This is a genomic window from Atlanticothrix silvestris CENA357, assembly GCF_016056295.1.
GTDB classification, from domain to species: Bacteria; Cyanobacteriota; Cyanobacteriia; order Cyanobacteriales; family Nostocaceae; genus Atlanticothrix; species Atlanticothrix silvestris.
In genome coordinates this window covers 59,439-78,805 of record NZ_JAECZB010000014.1, presented here as the reverse complement: position 1 = coordinate 78,805, position 19,367 = coordinate 59,439, and the positions used below count along the sequence as shown (strand labels likewise).

The 19,367-nt window shown below is 41.7% G+C and carries 19 protein-coding genes and 1 tRNA gene; 9 read left to right on the top strand and 11 right to left on the bottom strand.

Features of this window, described 5'->3' with window-relative positions:
* The first annotated feature begins 312 nt into the window (after positions 1 to 312).
* Positions 313 to 1,623, top strand: a complete 1,311-nt coding sequence (locus I8751_RS08750; protein WP_214438779.1) for an IS701 family transposase — start codon at positions 313 to 315, stop codon at positions 1,621 to 1,623.
* A 197-nt stretch (positions 1,624 to 1,820) separates the two neighbouring features.
* On the opposite strand, the gene I8751_RS08745 is transcribed toward I8751_RS08750, so the two are convergent.
* From I8751_RS08745 to I8751_RS08735, 3 genes are read right to left on the bottom strand one after another with little or no spacing between them, the layout of a single operon-like run.
* Positions 1,821 to 2,027, bottom strand: coding sequence for a 2-oxoisovalerate dehydrogenase E1 subunit beta (locus I8751_RS08745; RefSeq protein WP_214438778.1), 207 nt, complete (start codon positions 2,025 to 2,027; stop codon positions 1,821 to 1,823).
* Between the two features lie 38 nt (positions 2,028 to 2,065).
* On the bottom strand, positions 2,066 to 2,494 hold the full coding sequence (locus I8751_RS08740) for a putative toxin-antitoxin system toxin component, PIN family (RefSeq protein ID WP_214438777.1): 429 nt from the start codon (positions 2,492 to 2,494) through the stop codon (positions 2,066 to 2,068).
* Complete coding sequence (locus tag I8751_RS08735) at positions 2,494 to 2,715, bottom strand: AbrB/MazE/SpoVT family DNA-binding domain-containing protein (RefSeq protein ID WP_196518744.1); 222 nt, start codon at positions 2,713 to 2,715, stop codon at positions 2,494 to 2,496. Before I8751_RS08735 ends, I8751_RS08740 begins: the two co-directional genes overlap by 1 nt.
* 99 nt (positions 2,716 to 2,814) lie before the next feature.
* Between I8751_RS08735 and I8751_RS08730 the strand changes: the two genes are divergently transcribed.
* The 3 genes from I8751_RS08730 to I8751_RS08720 all read left to right on the top strand — a co-directional run bounded on the left by I8751_RS08730 (position 2,815) and on the right by I8751_RS08720 (position 6,785).
* The gene (locus tag I8751_RS08730; RefSeq protein ID WP_214438776.1) at positions 2,815 to 4,236 is read left to right on the top strand and encodes a sensor histidine kinase; all 1,422 of its coding nucleotides are present in this window, start codon (positions 2,815 to 2,817) and stop codon (positions 4,234 to 4,236) included.
* Positions 4,237 to 5,058: 822 nt separating this feature from the next.
* The gene (locus tag I8751_RS30235; protein WP_318780306.1) at positions 5,059 to 5,511 is read left to right on the top strand and encodes a DUF2267 domain-containing protein; all 453 of its coding nucleotides are present in this window, start codon (positions 5,059 to 5,061) and stop codon (positions 5,509 to 5,511) included.
* Between the two features lie 440 nt (positions 5,512 to 5,951).
* On the top strand, positions 5,952 to 6,785 hold the full coding sequence (locus I8751_RS08720; protein WP_214438775.1) for a hypothetical protein: 834 nt from the start codon (positions 5,952 to 5,954) through the stop codon (positions 6,783 to 6,785).
* Positions 6,786 to 6,810: 25 nt separating this feature from the next.
* On the opposite strand, the gene I8751_RS08715 is transcribed toward I8751_RS08720, so the two are convergent.
* Both I8751_RS08715 and I8751_RS08710 read right to left on the bottom strand, forming a co-directional pair.
* A complete protein-coding gene (locus I8751_RS08715; RefSeq protein ID WP_214438774.1) occupies positions 6,811 to 7,914 on the bottom strand; it encodes a tetratricopeptide repeat protein in 1,104 nt (367 codons plus the stop codon).
* 97 nt (positions 7,915 to 8,011) lie between these two features.
* A complete protein-coding gene (locus tag I8751_RS08710) occupies positions 8,012 to 8,641 on the bottom strand; it encodes a sigma-70 family RNA polymerase sigma factor (protein ID WP_214438773.1) in 630 nt (209 codons plus the stop codon).
* Between the two features lie 199 nt (positions 8,642 to 8,840).
* On the opposite strand from I8751_RS08710, the gene I8751_RS08705 reads away from it, so the two are divergent.
* Positions 8,841 to 9,437 carry a glyoxalase-like domain protein gene (locus tag I8751_RS08705; protein ID WP_214438772.1) on the top strand — a complete coding sequence of 199 codons (597 nt, stop codon included), beginning with the start codon at positions 8,841 to 8,843 and terminating at the stop codon, positions 9,435 to 9,437.
* 444 nt (positions 9,438 to 9,881) lie between these two features.
* Here I8751_RS08705 and I8751_RS08700 read toward each other — a convergent pair.
* Positions 9,882 to 9,953: transfer RNA gene (locus tag I8751_RS08700), tRNA-Thr, on the bottom strand.
* A 33-nt stretch (positions 9,954 to 9,986) separates the two neighbouring features.
* Between I8751_RS08700 and I8751_RS08695 the strand changes: the two genes are divergently transcribed.
* The 3 genes from I8751_RS08695 to I8751_RS08685 all read left to right on the top strand — a co-directional run bounded on the left by I8751_RS08695 (position 9,987) and on the right by I8751_RS08685 (position 11,793).
* Positions 9,987 to 10,256: a DUF3493 domain-containing protein gene (locus tag I8751_RS08695; RefSeq protein WP_214438771.1), complete on the top strand. Its 270-nt coding sequence runs from the start codon at positions 9,987 to 9,989 to the stop codon at positions 10,254 to 10,256.
* A gap of 473 nt (positions 10,257 to 10,729) precedes the next feature.
* A complete protein-coding gene (locus tag I8751_RS08690) occupies positions 10,730 to 11,311 on the top strand; it encodes a Crp/Fnr family transcriptional regulator (protein ID WP_214438770.1) in 582 nt (193 codons plus the stop codon).
* 71 nt (positions 11,312 to 11,382) lie between these two features.
* Positions 11,383 to 11,793, top strand: coding sequence for an ester cyclase (locus I8751_RS08685; protein ID WP_214438769.1), 411 nt, complete (start codon positions 11,383 to 11,385; stop codon positions 11,791 to 11,793).
* Between the two features lie 34 nt (positions 11,794 to 11,827).
* Here the strand turns inward: I8751_RS08685 and I8751_RS08680 are convergent, their stop codons facing one another.
* Positions 11,828 to 13,519, bottom strand: a complete 1,692-nt coding sequence (locus tag I8751_RS08680; RefSeq protein WP_214438768.1) for a DUF1565 domain-containing protein — start codon at positions 13,517 to 13,519, stop codon at positions 11,828 to 11,830.
* 388 nt (positions 13,520 to 13,907) lie between these two features.
* Between I8751_RS08680 and I8751_RS08675 the strand changes: the two genes are divergently transcribed.
* Positions 13,908 to 14,444 carry an alpha/beta hydrolase gene (locus I8751_RS08675; protein ID WP_214438767.1) on the top strand — a complete coding sequence of 179 codons (537 nt, stop codon included), beginning with the start codon at positions 13,908 to 13,910 and terminating at the stop codon, positions 14,442 to 14,444.
* Here the strand turns inward: I8751_RS08675 and I8751_RS08670 are convergent.
* The 4 genes from I8751_RS08670 to I8751_RS08655 form a co-directional block, all read right to left on the bottom strand.
* Positions 14,441 to 14,638 carry a hypothetical protein gene (locus I8751_RS08670; protein WP_214438766.1) on the bottom strand — a complete coding sequence of 66 codons (198 nt, stop codon included), beginning with the start codon at positions 14,636 to 14,638 and terminating at the stop codon, positions 14,441 to 14,443. The genes I8751_RS08675 and I8751_RS08670 overlap by 4 nt on opposite strands.
* Before the next feature lie 6 nt (positions 14,639 to 14,644).
* A complete protein-coding gene (locus tag I8751_RS08665; protein ID WP_214438765.1) occupies positions 14,645 to 15,256 on the bottom strand; it encodes a low-complexity tail membrane protein in 612 nt (203 codons plus the stop codon).
* Between the two features lie 95 nt (positions 15,257 to 15,351).
* Positions 15,352 to 18,498 (bottom strand): translation initiation factor IF-2, encoded by a 3,147-nt coding sequence (infB, locus tag I8751_RS08660; protein ID WP_214438764.1) that lies wholly within the window; start codon positions 18,496 to 18,498, stop codon positions 15,352 to 15,354.
* A gap of 485 nt (positions 18,499 to 18,983) precedes the next feature.
* Positions 18,984 to 19,253 (bottom strand): YlxR family protein, encoded by a 270-nt coding sequence (locus I8751_RS08655; protein ID WP_214438763.1) that lies wholly within the window; start codon positions 19,251 to 19,253, stop codon positions 18,984 to 18,986.
* Positions 19,254 to 19,367 lie beyond the last annotated feature (114 nt).

Below are 19,367 nucleotides of genomic sequence, written 5' to 3'. Positions count from 1 at the left end.
ACAAATTTATGAAGTTCTGCACGAAGTAATTTGTGTATTATGTGTGTCTCTCTTAGATTTTCGTTGTTTTTAGGCTATTTCCTTTTGGGTTCACTGCAACTAGAATTTAACCCCTACAGAAAATGCATAACATCAGTAAATTCACTTAAAATTTAAAATCTAAGTAATTTATAGTTGAAAAATTTATGGTAAAAAATGTCATGTACTGATAAGAAACATTAAGATGACATCTTTTCCAGAGTTATATAACCCTGTTTTGTCACTCTGGCAGTAGTATAATAAGGTACAAATGCTAGAACCAAGACACAGAGTATGGTACAGCCCCGTCCAGCCGCACCAACAGTCAAATTCGTGGACGAATATTGCCAGTGGTATAAAAGCCTGTTTCCAGATGTTAGGAGTTTTGAGGCTTTTAAATATCTGCATGTAGGCTGCATTTCTGATCTAAAGCGTAAAACCCTACCAGAAATAGCAAAAATTGTCGGATTGGATAACCAGCAAGGGTTGCATCATTTTTTAACTAAATCACCTTGGGATATAGAAAAGTTAAGAATCTTGCGATTAGAGCTAATTTTACAAGTACTAAAAGGCAGACCAATCATTCTAATTATTGATGAAACAGGAGACAGAAAGAAAGGGAATAAAACGGATTATGTCAAACGACAGTATATAGGGAACTTAGGAAAAGTAGATCAGGGAATTGTAGCAGTAACAGCGTATGGTGTATTCTGCGGAATGACCTTCCCATTACTGTTTGAAGTATACAAACCCCGTGAAAGATTAAAGCCAGAGGATAAGTATCTAACCAAGCCACAAATAGCTGCAATGATGAGGCGGAAGCTCAAGTCAATGGGCTTTAAATTTAACTTAGTTCTGGCAGATAGTTTGTATGGAGAAAGTGGAACTAACTTCATATCTGTGTTAGATGAGATGAATCTAAATTATATAGTAGCGATTCGCTCAAACCACTCTGTAGAGCTACTTCCAAGACAATATACCCAATATTTAGAGTGGCAGAGATTCAAAAGAGTATTCTCTGATATAAGCAGCGAAAATCGGTTTATTAGAGAAATAATTCACGGCAAACGTCAAGAAAAAAGATATTGGCAGATTACTACAGACCGTGAAAATTTACCTGGTAACTCTACTTGGTATGTGATGACCAAATATCCAGATATTACCCCAAGAGAAGTTGGTAATTTCTATGGATTAAGGACTTGGGTAGAATATGGCTTAAAACAAAGTAAGAATGAATTAGGTTGGGCAGATTACCGTTTGACTCGCTACTGTGATATCGAACGTTGGTGGGAAATTGTATGTAGTAGCTACTTAATGGTTAGCCTTCATTCTGAACAACTACAATCTTCTGCACCAAAATCACCATCAAAATTAGCTGAACATCCTTGGTGGAATGATGAAAAAGGCTGGAAAAATCTTCTGAACAATCTCCGCTTAATTGCCCAACCTTTTATCCTATTTAACCTGATATACCCCTGGTTAACAGTTTTTCCTATTCCCCAATTATCCTTGGGTTTTTCTAAACTTCAATCTATTATTTATAACCTCACCAGTTCAATTTTCATTTTCCTGACTCACCCTGATTTCTACTTTTCCTCTGCCTAGAGTGACAAATGAGGGATAAACAGGACTTACGCAAAATTATGGAAAAACGTAGACGCGTCAGCGGCTTCCCGAAGGGTACCGCAAAGGACGCAGAGGACACGAAGTTAAGAGGGTTTCAGAGAGTTCTTGCGTAAGTCCTAATAAAGAGGAAAATAATTAGTAAAGCTGTTTCAGTCTGAATTGTCTAACTCGCTTATCTAACTACGGACAATATGCAATCTAATCGCTTTCGGTCGATTTGCTTGATCAGGAAAATGGCAGCGCACCGCATCACGTAACATTTCTTTTAAGCTAGCAATATTATCAGTTTGAGTAAATATTGATTCACCCAAAGCCTTTGCTGTATAACCACCCTCTGGGTCTTCTTCAATTAAAAATACTATTTCAGTCACTGTATTTTTCATTATGGTTATGCTACCTCATTTAAGCATCACCGGAAAAATTAGGGCGACTGACCATCAATAACATTTAGAAAATCTTCAGCCGTGATAATCGGGCAAGAAAAATTATCTTTTAAACTGAGTAAATCGCGATCGCCCGTCACGAGATAATCCGCCTCACTGACCACAGCCAAAAGTAAAAAAGGCACATCAAACAAGTCACGACATTCAAGAATTACAGGCAAGCGATCGGGCATCGCTACAGCTTCACAAAAGAGTATGTAATCCGATAGTAAATCTTCTTGCTCAGTTGGCGTGAGCTGAAACTTTGGATAAGCCAGCACTCTGATTAATTCAGTCGCTGTCGCTTTAGAAACCAGGGGAGTGAAGAGATTGTCCTGCCATGCCAAACGAAGCCTAGATACTCTGCCCCCAAATATCAGCGCCGAGATGATGATATTAGTATCAATTACCACCCGTGGACAAGCCATTACGACTGACGCGCCCAAGCCACTGCATCAGCCACATCCTGTTCACTCAGCCCTAAATCCGCCAGCTTAGATCGAACCGCATCAGCCCGCTGAATTTTTACAGGAGTCAGAATAATTTGCCCCCTCTCCACCTTTACCTCAAAATACTCAGCCTCCCCGATTTCACGGGTAATACTTTTAGGCAGCGTTAGTTGATTTTTAGAAGTTAACTTGGCGAGCATGACTTGCCTCCTAGCCTTTGCTATCAAATGTAAGGAATCCTTACTTGAGTATATAGATCGATTTACTTTGATACCATTAAATTTTCTCTGCATTGTCTTATGTTCCAGGCTACTCGTCGCCGTCTTGCTATTTGGTACACTGCTGTCACTGCTGTATTACTCCTTTTATTTGCCAGTGGAGTATATTTATATGTCCGCAGTACATTGGTGGAGCGAGTTGACGATACCCTCAATCATGTAGTGGAAATTGTAGAGCGTTCTTTGGTCATTGAACCAGTTAACGATAAGCCTGAGCAATTTCGCATTAATGTAGAAGCCAGTTTTCGAGATAATGCCGACACCGTTGAAGATGACCACATAGATCTAGAATGGTTCAGTCCTACTGGTAAGTTAATTTGGTCAACTTTATCAGAACCCCTAAATATTCCCATTCATGGCGATCGCACTGGTGAAACAGTCCGTGTAGTAAAGTCAGATAGGGAAATAGAAAGATGGGGCGATTCTGCACTTTTATTGCGACAAGTAACGCAGCGTGTCGAAGTCGGACGGCAAGTTTTAGGATATCTGCGTGTAAGTCATCCTTGGTTTGAAGTTACTAAACCTAGTCGTCAATTGATGATTGATTTGGCATTAGGTATTTGGTTAATGATCATTTCTGTAGCTGCAAGTGGTTGGTTTCTTTCGGGTAAAGCGATGGAACCTGTAGGTGAATCTTATCAACGCCTGAAACAATTTACCGCTGATGCTTCCCACGAACTTAGAAGTCCCATTGCTTTGATTCAAACTAATGTGCAAGTTGCCTTAGCTGATTTGGAGTTAGCACCAACAGAAACAACTACTTCTGTAAACTATTGTCAACAGTTAAAGATAGTGGAACGGCTAACCCAGCGTTTGGGTAAATTAGTCAATGATTTGCTATTTTTAGCACGACAAGATAGTGGTATTACTAAAGATAGTTGTTCACCTTGTCCTCTGGATGCTTTGTTAATGGAAGTAGTAGAAGAACAACAATTGTTAGCTAGTGAAAAAAAAATCATTCTCACTTTAGACTTAGTTGACCCTCCCGCTTCAGTAACTAGCCCTGAATTGTTAGAAAATTGGTTCACACTTGTAGGCAAATGGGATCAGCTTGTGCGGTTGTTTACAAATTTGATCGGCAATGCCTTGCAATATACGCCAACAGGTGGAAGAGTAAATGTAGAATTAATGCGTTTAGAAGCCAATAATCGCGTTTCTAAAATTCGTCACAGCACCGACCAGTTGCAAATTAAGGTGAATGACACAGGGATTGGGATTCCAGCAGAAGCACTCCCACGCTTATTTGACCGCTTTTATCGAGTAGATCCAGCACGTACCCATAAAGCCAGGACTACAGCTACAGACAGCACCACAGGTTCAGGATTAGGACTAGCGATCGCTCAAGCTATTGTCGAACATCACCAAGGTCAAATTCAAGTAGAAAGCAATATTGGCAAAGGCACTACTTTTATTGTCACTTTACCAATAACCCTTGAGTCTTAGTTTTATAATTGGCATTTGTTTCCTGTGACAGATGAAGATAAATAACCTTACATCTTAACTTAGATCACAAAGCTTGCAATATTGAGTCATAAATTGAACTGCTAATAGTTTGATATTGCTATCCATGCCGATAGAGTAAGAGGTTGTTTGAAAAGTGTTTCGCTGTGACTTTAGGCGCTTTTAGATCCCCTATAACCCACGCCAGTCGCTTCAATTAGGGAAACCCGCCCCCAGCGCTGGCTTCCTTTAACAAAGGGGGAACCGGAATCAAAGTCTCCCTTTTTAAGGGAGATTTAGAGGGATCTAAAACTTTTGATACTGACAACAGGAATTTTCAAACATCCTCTAAAACAAACTATGACTTTTGGTTTGGCGAAATGCATCTACGACAGAATTTTGGAGGATTAGATGCCAATAAGTATAAGAAAAGATGTAGCTTACATTTTACTCAAAAAAATTAATGAAACTGGGCAAGGAATGCACGAGCTTGAGTTTAATGAAGCTGACTTATTAGGTAAAAAATTAACACCAGCAGAATTCTTGGGACATTTAGATTACTTGAATCAACAGCACTACATTAATGCTGAGTTTACAGGTAATGCTTATGGAAAACAAGAAGATGTTCCTGATTTCATTAATCCCCAAGAGTTTGACATGAGAATTGCCAATACTTATGCGTCAAAAGATGGGCCTCTGCCTCACTTGATTACCTTTAAAAGAGCAGAACTCACAGAGAAAGGACGCAAATGGCTAGAAGAGATGGAAACTAATCCACCCGAAAGTTTAAAGAAAGGATCATCGGTTCCCATCGCTACAAAAGATATGCCTTTTTTAGAAAAGGTGATGCTAAAGAGTGGTCTACCCGACCTTTATGACACTAGGGATATCACAGAAGTCGTATATCGGGTAATGCGCGACTTAATGACTACAGAAGCCGCTGACAGAGTTGAAAGTGAACTGCACAAACCAGCTGAGATCACTGATGATAAATCAGTGCAAATGGAAATCGCTGACTTATGGCATGATACAAATCCAATTGTGGGATTTTTGAGTCGGGTACGTCCACCTTGGCAAGGCCCTGGTATTTTTAAGATTGATAGCGATCGCTTCTTATTCAGAGTGGCAAATGAAGGCGGTATGCCACCAAGTGTAGACCGCGAACAAGTAGTTAAAGCGGTATTTTCTGCCACTAAAGATGAATTATCTTCAGAAAGAATTCAAGAAATAGCAAGTTGGTTGCCTGATAAAGTTCGTCAAATGTGGGAAGAAGCTTAAGCTCTGCTACAAGTCTTAGTTACGTATATTATGAAACGCTTAGGCGACATTTATTATCGTAAGTTCGCCTAGGTGAACTTGGAACTATTTATTTGTAATAATTAATTTATTTTGTTCATACTTAAGAATGAAATTATTGTTTAAATTAATATTATTTCCAAGTCTATAGTTAGAGAAAAACAAAAAATGTAATTGTTAGAATTAACGTAATAATTAAAAAAGATGCTTATTAATTAATAAGGCGTTGCATAAATGCGGAATGAATTGCTTCACGCACAGGCGTACAGAGAATAAGGAGTTTTAGATTTAAATACATAAATTTCATCCATTGATTGATTCAGTAACGCCAGAAATAAAAATAAACTTTAAAATCTACACTTACATTTAAATAAATTAAAAATTTTTAAGAAAAAAGCCGATATATCCCCAGGAGTAAACTAATGAATAATAATTTCCCAACTTTTCGCAAATATGCTGGGTTATTGGGGGCTGTTTGTGGAGGATTACTAATTGGTACGCCAGTAATTCCTAAAGCAGCAGTAGCACAACAGACTACTCGCCAAGTTAATCCTTGTCCTAGTATTTACTACGAAGAACCACACAACAATCGGGTTTTAACGCCACGCGGATGCCCTCCCAACGCCCTAACTCGCAGACTAGCTGCTCAAGGAACTCTTCCCATGACTCCCGCGCCTGCGCCTACATCCTCATCACCATACCAAGGAGGAATGAGTGTAGGTGGCGAAACACCCCAGTCAACCACTCCTGGAATTAACCCTTGTCCTCGTATTTACTACGAAGAACCATTCAACACTAGAAATGTAGTACCTCAAGGATGTCCGCCCAATGCTCTTACCCAACAACTACAAACACAAGGATTTACTCCTGGTGTAGTTGTTCCTGTTCGTCCAGAGGTTTCTGTACCTCAGCCACCCCTGCCAAGTCAGCGACAAGCCCCCAGCACTAAGCTCGCATTGGCCAATGGTAAGGTCAATATCAAATTGATCAATAATACTGGGGCCAACGTAACTTACCAAGCAATTGGTGATACGCAACCCAGAACCCTAGAAGGCCAGTCAAATGTGATGCTGCAAGGTTTAAATGCACCAACAACATTGACTTTTTACCGTAATGACCGGGGACTGTTGCAAGTAATTCCCCAGTCTACTTCCACACCAGGAATGTTAGAAGTTACACTGGACGCAACGACTGACCCAGGTATGGATAAAGGTACTGTTAGGGTTCAAGAAGATGGTACAGTTTTCGTTAATTAATAGTCCTTTAACTGGGGACTATGAGCTATTTGACAGGCTGCTTCAGCATTTGAGTTAATCTATCTACCAATAGCACTTCTTTTTTGCTGTCTTCTAATGTGCGTGACAATACAATCGCTCTTTCGTAAAAATTACGGGCAGTTGGGTAGTTACCTAGCTGCTCGTAAATTTGAGCATAAGATTCAAAAGATTTCAATTCTTCACGCAGATTTTGTAATTCTTGAGCGAGGATGAGGCGCTGTTCCAATAAATCAAAAGCACGTTCATAGCGGCCTACAGCACTATGAGCTGTTACTAGACCATCAATTGCCCGTAGTTGGTTAGTGCGATCGCGGTTGATTTTAGCAATCCGCATTGCTGCCCCATAAGTACCAATTGTATCTGAATAGTTTCCCGCTGCTAGATAAGCATCACCTAAGTTATTTAAAGTATTCGCCTCACCCACGATATCGCCAGTTTGGCGGCGGAAAGTTAAAGCAGTTTCATAAAGCTTAATCGCTTTATTGTAATCTCCTAGCCTGGTTGTTACTAATCCTAAGTTACTTAAAGACAGTCCTTCACCTTCAATGTTTTTGACATTGTGAGCAATTGTCAGTGCTTCTTGGACTGTTTTACCAGCAGCAACAGGTTCTCCTTGTTGTAGTAGTAAGGTAGCAAGGTTATTAAGGGCAAAAATCTGAGATTGAAAATCTTTAGTGTCACGAGCAATACCTAACTGTCGCCGTAATGCATTTTCTCCTTCTTTAAAACGACTCAGTTGGATGTAAGCCCTAGCCAGCAAACTATAAGTCAGTCCTTGAGCTTTAATATCGCCAATCGAGTGATAAATATCGAGTGCTTGTAAGGAAGAGTCAATTGTTTTATCAGCATAGCCAGAAGCGTACTGTTGTTCCCCAATCCGCAATAAGCTATCTGCTTCATCTCTAGATTGTCGCCAACTAGAATTACTTAAAGATTGGTGGAGTTGTTGGGTAATATCAGCAGCACCTGCTGCTACGGGAGTAAGCAAAAAAGTAAAAAGTAAAAAATAAAAAGTGAGCCGTCCAGTGAGTCCAGCACTACGGCGAGAATTTACCAAGTGTTCGGTACGAAGGATAAGAGCTAATGAAAATAAATGCCGTTGTTTCATAAAAATTAACCCGTGAAATTTCGGCTTTAAGTAGAAGGTTTAAGAGAAGTTTTATTTTTCTTAATTAACACTACTGGTATACGCGTATATACCTAAACTAAGATTGGACTAAATCTTCGCCCAAGTAGATGGTGCGGATGTCTGTAGGTAATTTGTCCTCTAGCATACGATAGCCTTCCTGGAGAAAATTGGCTACTTCGAGAGGCGATATTTTTTCTCCTTCAGCTTGGAGATAGGCAGCAATTCTAGTTTCGCTCCAATGGAAAGTCTGAGCCATTAAGACCATGAGTCGCAAAATGGGTGGTAGTTGATCTAATGCCTTTTCTACATAACACCATAAGGGTGGCGAAGTTGCTTGCAGAGAATAATGAATTGCTTCTGTGGGAGGTACTTTCAGCTCATTGATACAGAAAGCTGTAATATTAATTAGCCAATTTTGTAGAGTTAAAGCTTCCTGTCCTGGTTGGGGTTCAGTTAAATTGAGTCCGCCAAGTTCGTAATAGATATGTCGCCAAGTGAGGGTAAACAGATAATCTGCTTGCACAGGCGATCGCGCTGAATGCTGAATTAGGGTGTAAACTATGGGGCTGTAGCGGCAAAAAATCACCGTAAAGTACTTTCCAGCATCCGGATAGCTTTGAAACAGATTCAGCAATTCTTGGTCACTGTGATGGAACAGCGACTTGATTAACGGGTGATTAGCTTCGGGAAAATGAGGAATTTGCATAAGCCATTCGGTTGATAGTGGTTAAAATAATATTGGAAATAGCAGTCTTGTAGCTCACCCAGTACTATATTTGGTGTGTTTGTAGTCATTGCTAAGACTCAGACTACTTTAGTATTGATAAACTAGAAACAAGGACTTAATTTTTAGTCTTTATCGACAATAATAAAAGCGGCTCCCTTATACAATCTTTAATTTGTTCATGGTTATAGCAGTCAGTGCGATGAATTTTCTGCTCGCTCCCTTGACTTTAGGCTCGTTTTTGCCTTCTCTGCCCTTGGATAGTCTATTCTCCACCCAAGGCATTATGGTGATGCTACTGGCAGCTTATGCAGGCGCTATGTGGATGTTTCTCACCAGTGCCCCCAAAGTACACACAGTTATGGTGTCTGATTTGGAGATTGCACGACAGTTGTACGAAGGGCTGCTAGACTTGCCAGCAGCTGAAGTGCCTTTGCACTACTACTACAACTACGAACAAACTATGGGCGCAACCGGGATCGATCCACTGTATATGTCCACTAGTCCTAGTTTGTCTGGCAGGATGATGAATAATGCGAATGATGGACTGTGGTATCAACTAAAGAAAAATACTCAGTTACACGTCATTACTGGAGCGAGTTTGGGTACTAAAAATCAGCAACGTCACGTTTGCTTTGACCGCGATTGTCTAGATATGATTTTAATGCGAGTAGAAACGCGCGGTTTAAAGTTTAAGATTCGCAATCAGAAGCCTCTAAATTTTCTAGTTAAAGACTATGAAGGACGCATTATTGAAGTAGCTGAAGTAGCAAATTAGTAGTAATTTATGGGATTTTAGTTTGGGTAGTGCGTAGCTTGCCGCTGTAGGCATCGCACTACCCAATATTTATTTAAGTAAGGAGCTATAAAAAAGAAGATCCAGAAAAATTTGCTAAACACCATCGTAAGCTAAAAATCCAAATTCAAAGGCTAAGCGAAAAGCTAACAAGTCAAATTCCCAAAGGTCGAGATTTAACTAATGCTAGATCGTTGGAGACACTGCTCACTGCTACAACCACTGTTCCAGAAGACAATGCTGAAGCCAAACGCTGGCAGGATATTCTCTTAACCCGATCTAGTTCTGTCCCTTTTCCTCTGGTTTATGAAACGAACAAAGACCTAGTTTACGGCAGATTGTCCAAAGCGAAAATTTGTCACAACGACAAATCATTAGTCACTCTACAGATTTATGGCAAACTTGAACTTATACAACAAATTTTAAAGCCGATGGCGGGATTTGAACCCGCGACCGCTCGATTACGAATCGAGTGCTCTACCACTGAGCCACATCGGCGCACACGGCTAACGATTATAGCATTATTTACTTATGGTAGAACCAAATCCTAAAACTCGTCTGAGTCCTGAACAATATGCCCAGCTGAAAGCAGAAATGGTAACTCCCTATCGCGGCTTGCGACAATTCATCTATCTCGGTTGCGCTGCTTCTGGTTCAATTGGTGCATTTGTCTTTTTTTTTCAGGTGCTTGCTGGACGGAATATCGATAATGCTTTACCTAACTTGGCTTTGCAAGTGGGAATAGTTGCTCTGATGGTATTTCTATGGCGTTGGGAACAACGGCCAAAAGCAGGCTCGTAGGTAATTACAATTACTGATATCCCAAGCAAGAAATAATTTTCCTAAAAGTTTTAACTGGGCTTTGTATATCTTTATATTCTTCAAGATAATTAACTCTTCTATAAGTTGTGAAATATAAAGAGAGGAAAAATAAAAAAAATATTAGGAAATCCGAAAATGCAAAAATTTCTGAGAAACTGGAAATTGTTCAAACGGGGTCAGCCAATATAAAGACCCTGAATATAAGCCCACAACATTTAAATGGGGTCAGCTAAATTTATAGACCAAACAGTTAAGAAAACTCATAATGTTTGAAGCGCCAAGACTACGCTGTTAATCTCGGCGCTTTTAATTTGCCAGTTAGAACCTCATCTGAAAAATCACACAATGAGAAGCATGAAAATATGTTTCTTTTGCGGCTCTAGACAGAGGAAGAATAAAAATAGTTTGAACTTCTGCAAACAGGTCTCGGTAGATTTCGTAACATTCGTCAAATGTATGAACCGTTTTATGAATTTCTTCGGCAGTTTTTGCCTGAATTTAAAATTGACGCGACCCTTGTTGAGCCATTGCTAGAGTCAAGAAAGGTTTACAAGGGAGAATTTTTGTTTCAGGAGGGCGATGTCTGTGATTTTGTCGGTTTGACGCTCTCTGGTTGCCTGAGAACGTTTTTCCTCAAAGACACAAAAGAGTTTACTCTGTTCTTCCACCCTGAACATCAATTATTAGGTGACTACGAAAGTTTCCGCAAGCAACGATCCGCATGTTTTTCCTGTCAGGCAATTGAGGACTCTGAGGTACTGCTCATCAGCCATCAGGTATTTCACGTTTTTGAAGTAGTGCCAGATGGTCAAAAGTTACTTCAACTCCATGCTGAAAGCCTTGCGTTTATGTTACGGGATAAATTGCTTTCTCTTTTTAGGGATGCACCTGAACAGCGTTATCTCAACCTGATTCAAAATGAACCTTCACTCTTGCAGCGCATTCCTCAATACTATCTAGCATCATATCTTGGTATCGAGCCAGAATCCCTGAGTCGATTAAAACGCAGAGTTCATGGCCATAAGGTTTCTTAACTCAAGTCAATGCAGGTAAGGGGCTTAAGAGGTAGATTCGCAATGAAGCACTTTAAACACAAAAACCTGCAATGTTGTTAGAACAAAATAAATCCATTGTCCTGCAAGCCTACAGAGCCTTTGATTTAGGAGACATCGAAAAAGGTAGAGCGTTTGTTGCTCACGACATAGAAGGCTGTGTAATGGGAAGCAATAAACTCAAAGGAGCTGATGCCTTCTTTGAGTATGCCATGATGATGCGTGCTGCTTTCGCAGATGGCGGCTACACTTTTGAAGATGTGATTGCTGAAAGCGATCAAGTCGTCACCCGTGGAACGTTTAGTGGTACTCATTCTAGAGAATTTATGGGTATTCCCCCGACAGGAAAGCAGGTCACGTTTTCAGTTATTCATATTGATCGTGTCATGGATGGCAAAATAGTAGAGCATTGGGGGCAAGGTGACACAATGGAGTTAATGCAGCAGTTAGGCATAAGTATATAAACCTTCTAGCCCCTAGCCCCCTAGCCCCTAATTCCTACGGAACCGTTACTAAATAGGGTGAAGAAATTGGCTGGGCACGCCCAGCATTTACTAGTGCTTGGTAAACAAAAGCAGCAACTTCTGCTCTAGTAGCCTCGCGATTCGGATTGAGTTGTTTAACTGTAGGATAGTTGACTACTATTTGTCGTGTAGTCGCCGCTGCTACTGGAGCAGTTGCATAATTAGGAATTTGGGCAGTATCAGTATAAAAAGAAATGGCACCTGCATTACTCGCTGTTAAGCCCAGACCATTGGCTAACGAAACTAGAGCCTGCACCCTAGGAATTTGCTGCTGTGGTTTAAATGTACCACCAGGATAGCCAGAGAGAAATTCACTTTGGTAAGCAGATTGAATTGCAGCATAAGCCCAGAAATCGCTTTTCACATCCTTAAAATCAATCACTGAGCGTTTAGCTGGTGGTTTCAAGGCTTTGGTGACAATTGTGGCAAATTGGGCACGAGTCACAGGTTCATTGGGTTTAAATGTACCATCAGGAAAACCAGCAATAATGTTTTGGGAAGCTAAAGCTTCGATGTAGTTTTTTGCCCAGTAACCTGCGGGTACATCTTTAAAGGCTACAGAACCTGAAGGTGGCTCAACAGTGGCTGCAACAAAATCTACTTGACCAAAAATCTTTTTTTGATCGATATCGTTACCAACAGCAACAATAGTATTAGTCTTGGTAGCGTTGTTTAGGTCATAACGAGTGTTAGTGCGGATTAGATTACCACCAGGGTCTTCATTAGTACCAAGGTTGGGCAGAGCATTAACAGTTGCGACAATACCATCCTGAGTATTGTTCTGAATTACATTCTTACGCAGTAAAGGTTGAGCAGATTCTGAAATATAAATCCCGACTTTGTTTTGGATGATCTGGTTTTCGGCAATTAAAGGTGTAGAAAGACCACCAATTGCCAAACCAAAACCAGTATCTTGAAACAAATTGTTGCGAATTTGCCCTTGGGCAGATTTAGCTATTGAAACCCCATTACCTTTGTTTTGTACAAAGAGGTTATTTTCAATTCTGGGATTCCCTGTACCTGTTACAAAAACACCTTCTCTACCATTATTAGTAAAAGTACTGTTTTTGATAGTAGGATTAGTTGATTCTACCCATACACCTGTACCTCGCTGAGTCGGATTAGTGACTGTAACGCCTGCGACAGTGGTATCTTGATCGCCAAGAATGGTAATATCCTGTCTGGCAAATGTTCGACTGGTGTAAAAACCACTACCTGTAATTAATACTGCTTGACCTTTAGTAGATTCATCACCTTGCAGTGTCAATCCTGGTTTAAGCAAAAGTGGGAATTGTTCTCCACTTTCACTGTTATAAGTGCCAGGTGCGAGTTGAATAACTGTACCTGGTTGGGCTTGGTTAATGGCGAAGGTAATAGTTTTGTAAGGTGCTGCTTGCGTTGTCCCAGCGCCAGCAGTATCTGCACCAGTGGTTGGGTTCACATAAATCACTGTTGCTGTTGCGGGAACTTGCACCATTAAAGTTGAGACGATTACTTTTTGGTTAGTGGTACCAGCATTCACTTCCCTAGACAGTAGTGTAGACCCAGTAGAAATCAGTAACAAAGCAGTGAGCCCGGCTCGCAAGGGGAACTTCGATCCGATAAAAATACTCGAAAGAGGGCGAAGATTTTTTGCTGAAGAACAGTGAAAACCCCAGTATTTCATTTTTGTGTATGTGATGTGCTGAATAACAGTTGGTTAAACAGGGTTGTATAAAACAGCTGTCAAACTGTAAAACCCATGCAAAACTATACCGGATGACCAGCATTTAATCAGCTATGTTTCGCAAGAAAATACATAAATGATTTTATTCTGCTCACAAAATTTTACCAGAGGCAGCTACGAGATCAGGCGATTGCTCTATCAATGCCTAATTTGCAACATAGCTACGCACTAGCCCAAGCCGCACATGTATATTGCTAAAATTTTTTACAAATTTTATTAAATCAATAGACACACAGGTTTTATGGTAATCAATGCCTATAGTCAGATGCTGTAACCGATGTGTTGAAATATCATTACAGCAAAAGCAAAGTTTCTAAAAAGGAGAAAAATGTATTGCCAATTTTTATCCTTGCATCAGGTCTTGATTTTAGTATTCGCTAGCTCTATTCTGTTGTTCAGCAATCCTGCCTTTGCTGCTGAACGAGTAGTACTGAAGTACGGTATATTCCGTGAATCACTGGCTGTAAAGGAGCTATCTACTTTTGGCGAAACTGGCGAACTTTCACGTCCATTACGAGTTAATTTAGCTTTGGCGCGACAAAACCCCAGAGCCATTCGTCAATATTTAACGACACCAGTGAAGGTAAGCCCAGTCTTTTTAGATAAAGTTTTGAATAGCCAAATTGGTAACGTTATACTTGATGAACTTAGTCAAGTTATTCATACGCCATCCCGTAAAGCAGACAGACAAGCTTTGCGCTCGGCTTTGGTACTTTCTGCTAGTAAAGATGAACAGGTGACGCTGTTAGAAATAATTGAAAATTATCCTACGGCAGATGTAGAAGTTGAAGGAGAACGCTTAGAAAATGCTTATCGTCTACTCCGCCGCTTGCAAGGTAGTGTCGAGAACTTACTCGGTTTTTAGTAAGCTAAAGTTTCTAAGGTTTCTCGTAAATAATGCTGTACCTGCTGTTCGAGGCGTAGCTCTTGTAATTGAGCATTGCTTTCCATCTGCCAGCGCTGAAAACCGGAACTAGCAGCGATCGCATGTTTGAGATTGTGCCATATTTCGGTATCACGAGAAAATTGGCGATCGCTAGAAGCTTTAATTTTAGCCATAGTTTCTCATTCCTCAGTTTCAACTTTAACAGTCTGCTGGGGCAAGATTTGATTAACTCGTACCCCTAAAATTGTGAAATCTTGCTTAATCTTTTCTAAAGATAATGGTTCTATGGCAGCAAATTCTGTGTCATTAGTCACTAAAATTCGTGCCACACTCACAGGAATTTGTAAAAACAGATTGCTTGCTAAAAAGCTTAAAGCAGCTAATAGTAAACCTAAGCTCCGCCATTGAGGTAAAAAACTACCTATATTTATGACTTGTGGGGCCATTTGATAGAGCTGCCACAGCACGCCAATTAATAATATAGCTGCCACGAGGGACAGAACACGATTAAGCTTTGTATTAATTAAACAGAGAATTTTGCGTTGCTGCTCAGTCAGGTTTTCTGGCTTGAGAGCTACTCCTAAAATAGCAAATATATAAAAGGGACGACGCAATTGCATCCACAACAGAGGTAAAACACCAATTGCCCCGACTAGACATAGTTCCATCCATACTGGCAAAAGTGGCTTACCTATAGACAGAAACAATAAACACATTATTAACAGAATGGGTAATGTCGCTAATCCAGCGACATGAATCCACAAGATAGGTTCAGAGCGAAATGACCGCATATAACACTTGGGAGTGAGTAATCAGGAGTTAGGAGTTACGAGTATTTAACTCCTAACTTAATAACTCCTAATTTTTAAGCATTTGACCCTCAGCACTATTTCGTCAATGTCAGGGTACGACGCTTAGTTACCATCTGGTAGGCTTCAATGATGTCACCTTCAACCCAGTCATGGAACTTATCAACGCCAATACCGCATTCATAACCGGCATTGACTTCGCGCGCGTCTTCTTTCATCCGTTTTAGGGAATCAAGGACACCTTCGTAAATCACCTTACCGCCGCGACGCACCCGCACTTTGCAGTTGCGAACCAGCTTGCCAGATTGAACGTAGCAGCCAGCAACGGCACCACGACCAACAGGGAAGACAGCACGGACTTCGGTTTGTCCCAAAGGTTCTTCCACCAACTCTGGCTCCAGGAGACCTTCTAAGGCACCTTGGATATCTTCTAAGAGTTTGTAGATGATATTGTATTCACGCACATCCACACCAGCTTCATCAGCAGCTTGTCTGGCTCCACTGGCGTAGGTAGTGTTGAAACCAATGATGACAGCGTTACTAGCAGCAGCTAAGTCGATATCTGTCTCTGTGATTTCTCCAGCAGTCGCTAACAACATCCGAATTTGGACTTCGTTTTGTGGAATTTGTCTGAGAGATCCCACAATAGCTTCCACTGAACCTTGTACGTCTCCCTTCAAGATCAAGTTGAGTTCTTTCAACTCGCCTTCTTGTGCTTGAGCCGAGAGAGTTGTTAAGGTAACACGTCCTTGCAGGAGACGAGATAGGCGCTGTTTGTCGGCGCGATCACCAGCCAGAGTGCGTGCTTCTTTTTCGTTAAAGAAGACCTCGAAATCATCCCCAGCTGCTGGCACATCACTGAGACCCAGCACCTCGACAGCAAAAGAAGGACTAGCAACGTCCACTCTTTTACCTCTGTCATCCACCATCGCTCGGACTTTACCAAATGCCGAGCCAGCTACCAACATATCGCCCACATGCAAAGTACCATTCTGAATCAGCAAGGTCGCAACTGCTCCCTTAGCCTTGTCCAGATGTGCTTCAATCACAGTACCTTTAGCTGCACGATCTGGGTTAGCAGACAGTTCTCCTACTTCTGCTACCAGCAGAATCATCTCTAAGAGCGTATCTAAATTTTCACCCTTGATGGCACTCACTGGAACCATAATTGTTTCACCGCCCCAGTCTTCTGCTGTCAGGCCATACTGGGTCAGTTCTTGTTTTACCCGTTCTGGTTGTGCCCCTTCTTTGTCAATCTTGTTGATTGCTACAACAATTGGCACTTCGGCAGCTTGAGCATGGCTAATGGCTTCAATTGTTTGAGGACGAACACCGTCATCAGCAGCCACTACCAAAACAGCAATATCTGTCACCCTAGCTCCCCGTGCCCGCATGGCTGTGAAAGCTTCGTGACCAGGGGTATCTAAGAAGACTATTTGCTGCTTCTTGCCCTCATGTTCTATATCCACATGGTATGCACCAATGTGCTGGGTAATACCACCAGCTTCGCCAGCAGCGACTTTGGTTTTGCGAATCGAGTCGAGCAGGGTAGTTTTGCCGTGGTCTACGTGACCCATAATTGTTACAACCGGTGGGCGACGATGGAGGTTTTCCAAATCTTCCACGTCGATCATTTCAGTGATTTTGCGGGCTTCTGCTTCAGGTTCAGCAGTTTCGACTTCTACTTCTAGCTCTTTGCCTACCAAAGTAATTGTCGGAATATCTAGATTTTGGGTGATACTCACCGCCATGCCTTTGAGGAACAGGATTTTGACGATCTCTGTATCGGCAACAGCCAAGACATCAGCTAGTTCTTGTACTGTCATCGGCCCCGTTACCACCACTTTTTCAGGGCGATCGCGCTTGGTCTCAACTTCTTGGCGACGGTTATGATCTCGGTTGGAACTTCCCCTTCTGTTTCTAGTGGTAGGTATACTAGCCAGCGTTGCGCCAGCGGATTGCGCTGGTCGAGCTGCCTTAGGTTTGGGAGGACGAGCGATAGAAAGACTAACCTGAACGGTTGCTGGTGCGTCTAGATCTTCATCATCCAGCAGATCTTCTTCTTCAAAATCCTCCTCAAGTATCGGCTTGACCCGCTTGCCTTTAACAGCTCCTTTGCCAGCCTTTTCTTTAACTTCGTCTATAATTTCCTCTTCTTGCCACTTCTTCCCACCTTTTGCTAAACGAGGTGGTGTTGGGCGTTTCAAGTCGAGGAGATCTGGTGCAACTACATCATCACCAATCTCCGCCTTGCCTGGTGCGCCTGGCATTGCTCTTGGCGGAGTAGCAGTTGGCATTGCTCCTACAACTTCAGATGGTCGTACTGGTCTAGTAGGTCGTTGCCCATCTCCTAGAGGTGCTGGCCCAGGTGGTCTGTTACCTCTCTGCTCCGGTTTTACTGGTGACGGTGTAGGTCGAGCCTGTTTTTGAACTGGAACCTGTGGTGTTTCTGTCTGCGTCGTCGGCTTAGCTACTCTTGGCTTAGCTTGCTCACGTTCTTCTTCGACACGCCGTGGGCGTTCGCGTTTGAGGATTGGTTTTTCTGCTTGACTTGACTGATCAATTACAGATACAGAAGATTTTTCTCCACTAGGTCTTGCAGGCGGACTAACCAGTTGTGGTTTTTGGGGTTTATCTGCCTTTGGTCTTTGTGGTGCTATTTTTTCGGTTTTTTCTGCTGCTACTGTTTCCGGCATATTTTCCGGTTCTTGGGTATCAAGCGTTTGTTCTGCTTCTGTAATAGCAGGTTCTGGTATGGTCTCAGATTGATTCCGGGGTACAGGTCGAGTTGGTGCCGTCGGCTTCATGGGTGAGACAGGTGTAGCGAAGGGTCGTGGAGGTGAAGGAGAATTAACTTCAGACGAAGCAACTTGGTTATTGGTAGCGGCTGACGCCTCTGAGGCGTTGGAGGTAGGATTTCTCAATATTTTGGGCTTGCGAATTTCCAAAATTTGCTGTTTGTGAGATTGAGCAGGTCGGTTGCGGGAGCCACTTTGTGGTGAATTTGGTTTATGGCTAGTTGTACCTAGTTCCTTTTTGGGCACCACATTCGTAGCTACCAGTTTTTCGGCAGCCGTCCGGATGCGTTCTGCCTCTGATTCTGAAATTGTGCTGCTATGGCTTTTGACCGCAATATTGAGCTGGTCGCAAATTGCTAATAGCTCTTTGTTATCCAAATTCAATTCCTTTGATAATTCGTAGATTCTAACTTTGCCGTTGTTCATCCACTCTTCCCCTTTAATTTACAGTTTTTTAGCGGATGGTTGCCTGGGAGTGCGACATCTCCATCCTTTGATTACTGTTTTTAGGTTGCCGTTAAAATTTTGCCGGTGCCTCCAATCAGGAAAGAGAGATGTTTCGGTTTAATGTTGGCATCTCCACCAGGAATGGTGGTTAATGGAAACCCATAAAATTTTTTCAAGAAAAAAGTTTTTATGGGCATCGTTAATGCCGAACTGCGCCTGAGCGCTACCAGGTTGCCATTCTGTAGTTTTTTGTTTTGCTGATTCTGAGTCTTCCACAACACAATCTAGTAAAACTTGTTGGGAGTATTGCTTTGCCTCTCTTTTTGATCAGAGAGTTACTTGCTACTACACCCATTTACTATTTTGGCACTAACCCCAACAATTGCAAAAGGTGTGATGAGAGCGCGACTATTTCGGCTTTCGGCACAAATCCTCTGGGGATTACCACCACAAAGTTGTTCAACTTAAACTTGATTTTGGGGATTGCTTTGGGCTAGACGTTGCCACAATGTTTGATACAGCGTTTCTGGCACTGATGCATGTAGCGATCGCCCTAGTCTATTTTTTTTTTGAGCCGCTTGCAAGCAGCCCGCTTGCGGACAAATATAGGCAGAACGCCCCATGCCCTGATCTAATTGTACCTTCCCCGATGGAAAGACGCGGACAATCCGCCAAAAGTCTTCTCTTAAGCCGACTTTGCGGCAGCTTATACAACGCCGATAATTCGGTTTCATTTGGTCTTTATTGACTTTAGGCTAGCATTCTAGTTTTGAAAATAAAGTTGGAACCCCAATTTTTATTTATACTAAGTCGCTTTTACCCAAGTAATCATTAAGACTAGTATTAAG

Coding starts and splice junctions, on each gene's coding strand:
- I8751_RS08750 (WP_214438779.1), top strand. CDS start 313: ATGGTACAGCCCCGTCCAGCCGCACCAACAGTCAAATTCGTGGACGAA.
- I8751_RS08745 (WP_214438778.1), bottom strand. CDS start 2,027: ATGAAAAATACAGTGACTGAAATAGTATTTTTAATTGAAGAAGACCCA.
- I8751_RS08740 (WP_214438777.1), bottom strand. CDS start 2,494: ATGGCTTGTCCACGGGTGGTAATTGATACTAATATCATCATCTCGGCG.
- I8751_RS08735 (WP_196518744.1), bottom strand. CDS start 2,715: ATGCTCGCCAAGTTAACTTCTAAAAATCAACTAACGCTGCCTAAAAGT.
- I8751_RS08730 (WP_214438776.1), top strand. CDS start 2,815: ATGTTCCAGGCTACTCGTCGCCGTCTTGCTATTTGGTACACTGCTGTC.
- I8751_RS30235 (WP_318780306.1), top strand. CDS start 5,059: ATGCCTTTTTTAGAAAAGGTGATGCTAAAGAGTGGTCTACCCGACCTT.
- I8751_RS08720 (WP_214438775.1), top strand. CDS start 5,952: ATGAATAATAATTTCCCAACTTTTCGCAAATATGCTGGGTTATTGGGG.
- I8751_RS08715 (WP_214438774.1), bottom strand. CDS start 7,914: ATGAAACAACGGCATTTATTTTCATTAGCTCTTATCCTTCGTACCGAA.
- I8751_RS08710 (WP_214438773.1), bottom strand. CDS start 8,641: ATGCAAATTCCTCATTTTCCCGAAGCTAATCACCCGTTAATCAAGTCG.
- I8751_RS08705 (WP_214438772.1), top strand. CDS start 8,841: ATGGTTATAGCAGTCAGTGCGATGAATTTTCTGCTCGCTCCCTTGACT.
- I8751_RS08695 (WP_214438771.1), top strand. CDS start 9,987: ATGGTAGAACCAAATCCTAAAACTCGTCTGAGTCCTGAACAATATGCC.
- I8751_RS08690 (WP_214438770.1), top strand. CDS start 10,730: ATGTATGAACCGTTTTATGAATTTCTTCGGCAGTTTTTGCCTGAATTT.
- I8751_RS08685 (WP_214438769.1), top strand. CDS start 11,383: ATGTTGTTAGAACAAAATAAATCCATTGTCCTGCAAGCCTACAGAGCC.
- I8751_RS08680 (WP_214438768.1), bottom strand. CDS start 13,519: ATGAAATACTGGGGTTTTCACTGTTCTTCAGCAAAAAATCTTCGCCCT.
- I8751_RS08675 (WP_214438767.1), top strand. CDS start 13,908: ATGTATTGCCAATTTTTATCCTTGCATCAGGTCTTGATTTTAGTATTC.
- I8751_RS08670 (WP_214438766.1), bottom strand. CDS start 14,638: ATGGCTAAAATTAAAGCTTCTAGCGATCGCCAATTTTCTCGTGATACC.
- I8751_RS08665 (WP_214438765.1), bottom strand. CDS start 15,256: ATGCGGTCATTTCGCTCTGAACCTATCTTGTGGATTCATGTCGCTGGA.
- infB (WP_214438764.1), bottom strand. CDS start 18,498: ATGAACAACGGCAAAGTTAGAATCTACGAATTATCAAAGGAATTGAAT.
- I8751_RS08655 (WP_214438763.1), bottom strand. CDS start 19,253: ATGAAACCGAATTATCGGCGTTGTATAAGCTGCCGCAAAGTCGGCTTA.